Genomic DNA, 8,637 nt, shown 5'->3' on the forward strand with positions numbered 1-8,637 from the left:
AAAGCTCTGCTTTTCGCTGACCGTATACTGCCGGCCACGCCAGTTCACGGCCCCTTTTTTGCGGGCATCGATTATTGCAGAAGCAAACCCGAGGTAGATGATGGCCCCGCTCAAAGGCGACCCAAGAGCGTACGCAGGGCTCTGAAAGACGCCCAGCCTGCTCTGGACGGCAGTGGTGGCCATCAGCAATGCGATTGTCGAAAGGTGGACGCCGAGTAGCACCTTGCCGGCAAGCCCTGCAAGGCCGTCGCCGGCAAGCACAAACGTCCCGACAGAATACGGCAGCAGGAGGAACGGGGCGAACATTATGAAAAACACGGCCGTCGCTATCATGTGCGCGCCCGCCCTGTCCTGATGATAGAGCGGTATCACGAGCCGGCGCAGGCCGTGCCAGAGCGTGCCAAGGTCGCGGGCCCATATCGCGTCGATGTGCCCCTCTCCTCGCACCATCTTCATCCTGTGGCCCCCTTCCTTGACCTTGGCGCCGAGCGCGCCGTCCTCTACCAGCTCTTGCCTTACGCCTTCGTGGGTGCCGACGGCCTCGTACGTCTTTCTCGTTATCACGAAAAAGCTGCCAAAGAAATAACCTGTCTTTTGCTTGGGGTCGTTCACGCGCAGGGGCGAGAACCGGGTATGCAAAAACGTCGATAGCCCCGGCAGCGTTATCCGGGTCCAAAAGTCGTTGCAGATCAGCTTTGGGACGGCTGTGAGGGCGTCAAGCCCCTCTGCTACCATGTGGCCCACCGCAAGCGGGAGGGCGTCAGGCGCGTGGGCCGTGTCGGCATCGGTAAAGAACAGGTACTCGCCGGCCGCCCGCTGATAGCCCTGGTGGCACGCCCAGTTCTTGCCCGCCCAGCCCTCCGGCTTTGGCAGGTTGTCGACATAGACGACGCGCCTGTCCTTTGCCGCGTATTCTTTCATTATCTCGCCCGTCCCGTCAGTCGAGCCGTCGTTTATCGCTATTACCTCAAAGTCTGGATATTGCTGCGCCAGCAGGGTGTCGAGGCAGCGGGCAATGTATTTCTCCTCGTTTCTTGCCGGCAGTATCACGCTCACCCGGGGCTGTCTCCCGGCTTTTGACCTGTCAAACGACTCTAGCTTTGGCGCCAGCCGGAACGACTTGCTCATGTAGGCGAGAAAGTAGGCCCACACCCCAAATATCCCTGCCATGATGGCGGCAAGGGCAAAGCTTGCCAGCGCAATTGCAAGGTCAAGGGCGGGCTCCATTGCTTTTTTGTGGAAAAGACGCTATTTATTCGGCTGCCTTTGCAATCCTTTCGAGCGCCTGCTCGGTCCCCTCGGCAATGTGCTTTTTCACCATGCCAGAAAAGACGTTCAACAGGCCGGCAAGTTTAAAGTCCCAGGCGACGTCGACTCGGGTCTTGCCGGCCGTCTCTCCAAGGGTGATGACGCGCGAGCCAGTTATGGGGCCTTCGGTAATCTGGGTTTCAATGGACGTCGGGGGGTGCAAAGTCACCGTCTGGATTGTCTTGGCGTCTTTGAACGCTATCACAACTTCCCTCTTTATCACGTTGCCCTCCCTGCTCAGATTGCGGATGGACTTTGTGCCGTGCCAGTACTGCGCCTCGTTGTCAAGGTCGGAGACGATGCCCCACACCTTGTCAAGCGGCGCCGCTATCTCGCGGCTGACGTTAAAGCTGCCCATGCCACGCGGTGCGCCTCGCGGTTATATTACGCTGTCTTTATCTGCGCGGTTTCGTGCGGCTTTGTCCTGTCCCAGAACGCCCCAAGGATAGCGCCGAGCAATACCCAGAACATTGTCATCGTGGCCCCGCTTGCGATGCGGAAGCTGTTCACAAGGTCCATCGGCGCGGCTATCGCGTCAGGGTTGGCAGGCAGGGCGACAAACGCGACTGCAATTATGCCACCATAGACGGCCGGCGCGACAAGCCGGTTCATCTTGACCTTTCTTGACAGGATTGCAACGCCCAGCGCACTAAAGCCAGATATCGCAAGGATTGCCACGTACAGACTCATGCGCAAATAGATTGTTTCGGGGTCGCCCACCGCCGGCGGGTTTGCAGGATACTTTACCGCAGGCACCAGATAGAGCACCGCCCACATTATCCCTGCAAGCACTATTGCCTTTTTCACGTTCGTAGAGCCAGGCAGGATTTTCCTGCCGTACGCAAACACCAGCCCAAAGAGCGCTCCGAGTGACAGCCCGAGCACCGCACCTGCAGCTATGCTTCCACCCTTTTGCCAAAGGCGGAATGCCGCAAGCTCGGTAGGATTGATAATCTCGCCATCCGCAGCTGCCTGCTGGTTTTCAAGCTCTATGGCCTGCTCGATGAACGGCTCAACTACGCCCTGGTTTACAAGCGCAAGAATTGTGCCTGCGATGGCACCGGACAAAAGGGTAATGGCGATAAAAGTGAGGGCCTTCATGAAAGTATCAGTCCTAGTGGCATGCGAATCCGGCTGCGTGCCTCATGTCGTGGTAAAACTCGTGGGCCCACATGTCTTCGTACGCCTGCTCGCCCTGCGCCACGCTGAACAGCTGGCCCTGGTCGAAGCCCATCATAAATACGCCCAGCACAAGCACGCCCAGCAAGACGCCGACTGCTATCTTGGGGACTCCCTGCGCTGCCTTTACAATCTGCTCGGTAAATGACATTCAGTTCGGATGCAAGTCAGTGTTATATAAATAATGAGATGGTTTGTCCAACCTGGACGGTTTATCCAACTTTAAATCCCGGCAGGCATTTGCAAAACGTATGCACACGTACGTAAGGGTCCTCGAAAAGGTGGCAAGCAGATACGCGCCAAGCAGGCTCTTGTCGTTTGACGAAGTACACGTGTTCATGGCGCTGCAGTTGATACACAGGCGCGGGCACGCAAGCAGGAGCGCGCTCCAGAAAGAGCTGGCACTCGGCGGCGGGGCCGTCAAGACGATTGTAAAGCACATGAGGATGAACGGCCTTGTCGAGACCTCCAACGGAGGGACAAAGATGACTGCCAGGGGCAGGGGCATGTGGGAGGGGCTGGCAGAGTCGATGCCGGCAGAGATGCCGCTGCCCAGATCGTCGGTAGCCCTTGGGAGGTACAATTACGCGGTGCTCTTGCGCGAGCTTGGGTTTGCGATAAAATCAGGGATAGAGCAGCGCGACGCCGCCATCAGGATTGGAGGCACGGGCGCGACTACGCTGCTATGCAGGGACGGCGGCTTTTTCATGCAGGACAGCAGAAGAGACCCGCTGGAAAAAGAGAGCGGGCTGAAAAAAGAGTTGCTTGAAAAGCTGCGGCCGGCAGATGGCGACGCGGTGATAATCGGAGGCGCCGACAGCGGCAAGGCCGCGGAACTGGCGGCAAAAAGCGCCGCCCTTACGACCATAATGGCGCATGAAAAGCACGCCTAGGCTTCTTTTCTTGTCCCGTCCTTGCTGTAGACGTAGACCTTGCCTTCCATCTCGTCTGCCGTCTTTTTATGCGACCCGTCGCAGAACGGCTGGTTTGCCGAAAGCCCGCACATGCAGATCCACTTTGTTTCGGCGCCAACCTTGACTGCCATCGGCCCCTTGTCTTCCTTCCTAACCATTCTTGCCATGCGGGAGGGGTAGGCGGCGCGCAAGATAAAGCCGGCAGTTGTTGCGCGCTTACCAGGTTGCCTTGTGCTGACTTTTTTCATGGAATATTTTTCATGCTACCCCTCCAGGTCGCGCCCGGAACTTGATTCAAGCATATTGAGCGAATTCTCGATGGATTTTTTGACCTCGCCGAGGAGCTCGAGGGCCTCCTTTTCCTCGACCGCCCTTCCCTTTTGATCCAGCTCGTTGTTATAGTATTTCATCCACGAATACGTGTGCTGGAGGTTCTCAAACAGCGAGAACGGCAGCAAAGTCTGCTTGCCCCCGAGGATTACGGAATCCCACATGGTAAAAAACGGCTTGAAGTCGGGTACTGTATCGACTCGGCGATGAAGGACAGCCGCGAATTCAAGTCGTCGGCGACGAACCTTATTACCTGCTGCCTACTCTTGTCGTCCTCCTTGCGGACCTTGCGGTTTTCCATCCAGCGCTCAAGGTATACTGCGCCGTATATCAGGACGGCAAAGAGCACTATTTCGACCACCACTGCGTCCCACTCTATTGCCAATTATCGCATCTCATTGGGCATTTTCATTATAAAGCTGCGCTGGCAGACATGCCTATTAGGATCAACTGCCTTCATACAGTGTGAGCGCGGTAAGCGAGATAATGTCAAAAGGCGTCGTGACTGTTGAAGGCGCCGGGACGGCAGCCGACGCGGTCGCGGCCATGGTCAAGAACAGGGTCGGGGCGGTCATCGTTTTGCAGCAAGGCAGACCTGCAGGCATAATCACCGAAAGAGACGTGCTGAAAAAGGTCTCGGCACGCAACGTAACACCGGACAAAGTTTCTGCAAAGAGCATCATGTCGTCGCCCCTGATAACAGTCAGGGCCATCGACTCTGTCGACACTGCCGCGGCGGCCATGGCAAAGAGCAAGGTCAAGAGGCTGCCGGTCCTCGAAGAAGACGGGTCGATTGCAGGCATCCTGTCGGTAACTGATATTGCCATAAAACTGGCCAAGATACTGGCTGACGACAACAGCCGCTACCGCTCGCTCCGGCCCACGCTTGACCTCTAGCGGCCGGCAAATTTGTTATAAGGTTGGACGTGCATATACTGCCGTGAGCTCTGAAGCCCCGGCGCCAAGCCCAGGCCAGCCCGAAGTCGTCCTGGCAAAGTGGAGCGACAGGTTCTTTGCGTGGCTGATAGACTTTGTCATAGTGAGCATCGCGGTAAACGGCGTGCTTGCGGCAGTCGCGTTCCCGTTCTGGTACGGCGACTTTGACAGGTGGTGGTCAGGAGGGCCGGCGCATTACGGCATCATGAGCACGGTCTTTTTCCTGTACTGGACGTTCTTTGAAGCGACCAGGGGCCAGTCGGTGGGCAAGATGGTGCTAAAGATAAAGACAGTCGACCTTGCAGGCAGGCCGGCAGATGCAAAAAGCATAGCCATACAGAGCTTTGGCAAGGCGTTTCTGCTGCCGCTTGATGTCATACTGGGCTGGATATTCACAAACGACAGGCGCCAGCGCATATTCAACAGGGCAAGCGACACGCTGGTCGTCAAGGCCGCGGACAATGTGCAGTCAGGGGTCACGTACCGGAAGGACTAGTGGCCTGCGGCGAGCATCTTTTTAATTACCTGCGCGAATAACTTGCATGCCGGTAAAGGCCATCACCTCTCAGGACTGGGACAAGGTCACAAGCTCTGAAAAGTTCATGGTCGTGAACTTTTCTGCCAAGCGCTGCGGCTTTTGCATGGCCCTTGACCCGCTCTACAGCAGGCTGGCCGACAGCTACGAAGGCAGGCTGACTTTTGCAAAGATGATGGTAGACGAGAACCAAGACACGGCGCGCAGGGCAGGGATAGAGGGCACGCCCACGCTTAAGTTCTACTGCAAGGGAAGAGAGGTCGGCGAGCACGTCGGCTATGCCATAGAACCGGCACTCCGGAAAAAGATTGACGAGATGCTTGCAGAGATGGAGGCGTGCTATTCAAACAGCACGCCGCTCAAGGCCACGCAAGCTGCGTAGCGCGCTAGATCTTTTTCGCAAGGGCGTCTGCTTCCATCTCGCCTTTTTTGCTCAGCGCAAAGACGTCCTCGCCCTTGTCGTTCTCGCCGTCCTTTTTGACGAGGCCGGATTTTACCAGCCTGCCGGAAAAGTTGCCGCCGTCAAACCAGGTTCCAAATGCCTTGCCCCAGTCTGCCAGCACGGCCCTTATCTCTGCCTTGGTCTGCTTTGGCCTTTGCAATAGCGCGAGGAGGATGAGGTCCTGCGTGCCGATCTCGTCTATCTTTCCCACCAGCGCCTGCTCAAAGCCGGTCGCTGCCTTTTCCTTTTTGCCATAGAACGCCTGCTCTAACCGCAATAACCGCTTTTCAAGGTCTTGGACTGTCTTTTCGAGATCTGACAATGCCGCTATTGCATTTTGCCCTTACTTATTCCTATTTTCTTGGCAGTTCCTTTTGCAGCTTTACAAAGATCTCTTTGGCGTTTTTCCTCGCGTCGTCGGTGAGCTCTTCGTTGAAAATGGTGTTGCTGAGCGAATCGAGTATGACCTGCCACTCGACCTCTGAAAGAGAAAGGCTCTTTTTGTCAGCGCTCATTTCCTGACAAAAATCAGCGGGACAATATATGCGTACTAGGACGAGTACTGGTCTTCGCCGCCAAGCGAGTCCATGTACGCAGAGTGGCATTCCTTGCACTGGTTGCCCACAAAACTGGTTTCTTCGACTTCTTGCTTGCAGTTCATGCATTTTTTCAGCGCCATGTTCGCGCTAGACAAAGGCAGAGAGCCTTAAGTGTTTGCCACTGGATGCGGGCCCTTGCTGCAGGTAAACCGTCGTCTTTAATCCAGCTGCCTATTGCCCAATAGATCGCTTGCGCTAGGCAGGAAGCGTAAAGTGGAAAGTGGCCCCGCCGCCGGGATTGTTCTCGGCCCACATCCGGCCGCCGTGCGCCTCGACTATTGCCTTGCAGATATAGAGGCCAAGGCCGGTCCCTTTTTCCGACTTGGTCGCAAACTTGGTGAACAGCTTTGGCAGGATCTCAGGATCGATTCCGCGCCCCGTGTCGCTTATCGCGACTGCGACCTCGCCTGCCTGCTTTTGCACCGTGACAGAAATCCGTCCTTTGGTCGTAAAGTACGACGCGTTGTCAAGGAGGTTCGTAAACACCTGGGTCAGGCGCGACCGGTCTGCAGTAACGCGTATGCGGGCCGGCTCGTACGACAGCGCTACTTCCTTTTCTGCAAGCAGTGCCCCATAGTCGCGCACAAGGGGCGACAGCAGCTCGTCGAGGCCCAGCTCCTCCTTCTTTATCTTGAGCGAGCGCGACTCTATCCTGCTCACGTCCAGTATGTCGTTTGTCAGTTTCGTCATCCGCGTCGCGTTGCGAAGGATTATCTTGACGCTTTCATTTTCTGGCATGGTTTCGGCAAGGCTTTCGGCGCTGAGCACTATCGGGAGGACTGGCGTCCGCAGCTCGTGGGCGGCGATGTTGACGAACTCTTGCTGCAAAGTGTCGCGGATTTGCAGCTCCTCGTTTGCCCGCGCCAGCTCGCCAGTCCTTGCAGCCAGCTGCTCGTTTGACTCTTGCAACTGTTTTGTCCGGGACTGGACATCCCTTTCAAGCGCCGCGCTGTGCCTGACCATAAAAAGCGCGACCACCGCGACGGCGGCCGTGGCGGTGGCCAGCAGCAGAAACGTCCTTGCCCGCGTCTCTGCGAGGGCCGTATCAATGTTTGAATAGATGGTTGCAGTCGGCGTGATGAGCTGGACAAAGTATTCCGCCTTGCCGTTGACAAGTACCGGTCCTGCCGTGTTCAGCCTCTCGCCTGTGCCATAGTCATAAACGCTCACCACTTTTTGGCCTGAGAGCAGCAACCGGTTGGTTTCCTCAACATCTATGCTGTTGCGCGTGAACTGGCGCAGCTCGGCGCTAAAGGCGTTCTTGCCCAGAAGGTGTGGGACAGGCGACGCAATGATGTCGCCTTTTTCGTCGTATACAACCAGGAACTGCGAGTCAATGTTTTCGAGGTTGCCGTAAAACTGGAAAAAGCTGGTGGTGACGGCAGACAGCGCGACCATGCCGAGGTACTCACCAGAGTCCCTGTTCACCACCGGCACTGCGATGGTCATGCGGTACTCCCCGTCCAGCCCCATGTAGCCGTTGGAAAAGACCGGCCCGCCTCTGCCTTTTACCTGCTGCACCCATTCAGGTGGCGCCTGCAGGCCGATAAAATCCGGGGCGCCTGCCTGCGCGCTGGCCCACACTACCATGCCGCCTGCATCGATGACGAAAATTCTGTCGGCCTTGCTGACTGTGCTGAGGTAGGCATATTTTTCTGAGACGAGCTTTTGCGCCTTTTCCCCGGCCAGGTTGCCGGACTGCAGGTAAGCCGACTCGGACAGGCCTTGGACGGTAGCCTCAAGCAGGCTCAAGTCGGCAAGTATGCGCTGTGACAGGTTCTCAAGTGAGCGGGACTGGACTTCTTTATGCTGCTCAAACAGGCTTGCCCTTATCCTACGCTCCTCGGACAGTTGCAGGTAAAAGAACAGCGCGTAAGAAACGACGAGTATTGAGGCGAGTAGCGCTATCGCTTTTTTTGTCAAGCCTCCGGGCGCGACTGTCACGGACATCTGATTGTCTAGAATTGTCACACTTATAACAAGTTGTCAGTTTAATTCCATCAAATGGACAAATTATGAAAATATATACAAGGGCCCAAAGGGATTTGAGCCATTCATTAGCAGAGGGTTCTATAACTCGCTATTTAAGAATTGAGTAAGTACTCGCTGTCTTTCCCATTACAGAACTTGTAACGATCTACCGTATATGTTAAGCCGTCCTCCCTAGCACTGATGGCCGTGAATAATGCATGCCTGTAGTGTGTGCTAGATAAGAAAGGTACATGGCATCAGGTTCAAAAAGACTGTTCACCAGAATTTTCACCGTTGTCCCGACACAAAGAAAGAAAAGAAGAGTGGCGAAGGATTGTTGGAGTTGTTGTTCTTAAGAAATCTGCCCCCTGATTTCGCCACCTGGATATTTGATGGTATGTACGTTGGCGTATGTGTTGCCTC

At 55.9% G+C, this 8,637-nt stretch carries 16 protein-coding genes; 4 read left to right on the forward strand and 12 right to left on the reverse strand.

What is annotated here, in order from left to right:
* The 4 genes from ACREAY_RS07360 to ACREAY_RS07375 all read right to left on the reverse strand — a co-directional run.
* Positions 1 to 1,227, reverse strand: a 1,227-nt coding sequence (locus tag ACREAY_RS07360; protein ID WP_431755121.1) for a glycosyltransferase, incomplete at its 3' end; no start/stop codon positions are given.
* 25 nt (positions 1,228 to 1,252) lie between these two features.
* Positions 1,253 to 1,666, reverse strand: coding sequence for a type II toxin-antitoxin system RatA family toxin (locus ACREAY_RS07365; RefSeq protein WP_431755122.1), 414 nt, complete (start codon positions 1,664 to 1,666; stop codon positions 1,253 to 1,255).
* A 26-nt stretch (positions 1,667 to 1,692) separates the two neighbouring features.
* Positions 1,693 to 2,409, reverse strand: coding sequence for a CbtA family protein (locus tag ACREAY_RS07370; protein ID WP_431755123.1), 717 nt, complete (start codon positions 2,407 to 2,409; stop codon positions 1,693 to 1,695).
* Positions 2,410 to 2,422: 13 nt separating this feature from the next.
* Complete coding sequence (locus tag ACREAY_RS07375; RefSeq protein ID WP_431755124.1) at positions 2,423 to 2,638, reverse strand: CbtB domain-containing protein; 216 nt, start codon at positions 2,636 to 2,638, stop codon at positions 2,423 to 2,425.
* Between the two features lie 100 nt (positions 2,639 to 2,738).
* Between ACREAY_RS07375 and ACREAY_RS07380 the strand changes: the two genes are divergently transcribed.
* Positions 2,739 to 3,380 carry a DUF4443 domain-containing protein gene (locus tag ACREAY_RS07380; protein WP_431755125.1) on the forward strand — a complete coding sequence of 214 codons (642 nt, stop codon included), beginning with the start codon at positions 2,739 to 2,741 and terminating at the stop codon, positions 3,378 to 3,380.
* Here ACREAY_RS07380 and ACREAY_RS07385 read toward each other — a convergent pair.
* From ACREAY_RS07385 to ACREAY_RS07395, 3 genes are all read right to left on the reverse strand, one after another.
* Complete coding sequence (locus ACREAY_RS07385; protein ID WP_431755126.1) at positions 3,377 to 3,568, reverse strand: CDGSH iron-sulfur domain-containing protein; 192 nt, start codon at positions 3,566 to 3,568, stop codon at positions 3,377 to 3,379. The genes ACREAY_RS07380 and ACREAY_RS07385 overlap by 4 nt on opposite strands.
* 96 nt (positions 3,569 to 3,664) lie before the next feature.
* Positions 3,665 to 3,895, reverse strand: a complete 231-nt coding sequence (locus ACREAY_RS07390) for a hypothetical protein (protein WP_431755127.1) — start codon at positions 3,893 to 3,895, stop codon at positions 3,665 to 3,667.
* Complete coding sequence (locus ACREAY_RS07395) at positions 3,880 to 4,116, reverse strand: hypothetical protein (protein ID WP_431755128.1); 237 nt, start codon at positions 4,114 to 4,116, stop codon at positions 3,880 to 3,882. Before ACREAY_RS07395 ends, ACREAY_RS07390 begins: the two co-directional genes overlap by 16 nt.
* Positions 4,117 to 4,196: 80 nt before the next feature.
* Between ACREAY_RS07395 and ACREAY_RS07400 the strand changes: the two genes are divergently transcribed.
* Genes ACREAY_RS07400 through ACREAY_RS07410 form a run of 3 tightly spaced genes read left to right on the forward strand, consistent with a single transcriptional unit; the run spans position 4,197 to position 5,584 of the window.
* Positions 4,197 to 4,628 (forward strand): CBS domain-containing protein, encoded by a 432-nt coding sequence (locus tag ACREAY_RS07400; protein ID WP_431755129.1) that lies wholly within the window; start codon positions 4,197 to 4,199, stop codon positions 4,626 to 4,628.
* Between the two features lie 43 nt (positions 4,629 to 4,671).
* Entirely contained in the window at positions 4,672 to 5,163 is a 492-nt protein-coding gene (locus ACREAY_RS07405; RefSeq protein ID WP_431755130.1) for an RDD family protein, read from the forward strand.
* A 46-nt stretch (positions 5,164 to 5,209) separates the two neighbouring features.
* A complete protein-coding gene (locus tag ACREAY_RS07410) occupies positions 5,210 to 5,584 on the forward strand; it encodes a thioredoxin family protein (RefSeq protein WP_431755131.1) in 375 nt (124 codons plus the stop codon).
* A 4-nt stretch (positions 5,585 to 5,588) separates the two neighbouring features.
* On the opposite strand, the gene ACREAY_RS07415 is transcribed toward ACREAY_RS07410, so the two are convergent.
* From ACREAY_RS07415 to ACREAY_RS07435, 5 genes are all read right to left on the reverse strand, one after another.
* Entirely contained in the window at positions 5,589 to 5,966 is a 378-nt protein-coding gene (locus tag ACREAY_RS07415; RefSeq protein WP_431755132.1) for a hypothetical protein, read from the reverse strand.
* Positions 5,967 to 5,997: 31 nt separating this feature from the next.
* Positions 5,998 to 6,159 (reverse strand): hypothetical protein, encoded by a 162-nt coding sequence (locus ACREAY_RS07420; protein WP_431755133.1) that lies wholly within the window; start codon positions 6,157 to 6,159, stop codon positions 5,998 to 6,000.
* 35 nt (positions 6,160 to 6,194) lie between these two features.
* Positions 6,195 to 6,338, reverse strand: a complete 144-nt coding sequence (locus ACREAY_RS07425) for a hypothetical protein (RefSeq protein ID WP_431755134.1) — start codon at positions 6,336 to 6,338, stop codon at positions 6,195 to 6,197.
* A gap of 100 nt (positions 6,339 to 6,438) precedes the next feature.
* Entirely contained in the window at positions 6,439 to 8,193 is a 1,755-nt protein-coding gene (locus ACREAY_RS07430) for a sensor histidine kinase (protein WP_431755135.1), read from the reverse strand.
* Positions 8,194 to 8,566: 373 nt separating this feature from the next.
* Positions 8,567 to 8,637 (reverse strand): CHRD domain-containing protein (locus ACREAY_RS07435; protein ID WP_431755136.1); only part of this gene is annotated, 71 nt, incomplete at its 5' end.

The organism is Nitrososphaera sp. (assembly GCF_050748925.1).
GTDB lineage: Archaea > Thermoproteota > Nitrososphaeria > Nitrososphaerales > Nitrososphaeraceae > Nitrososphaera.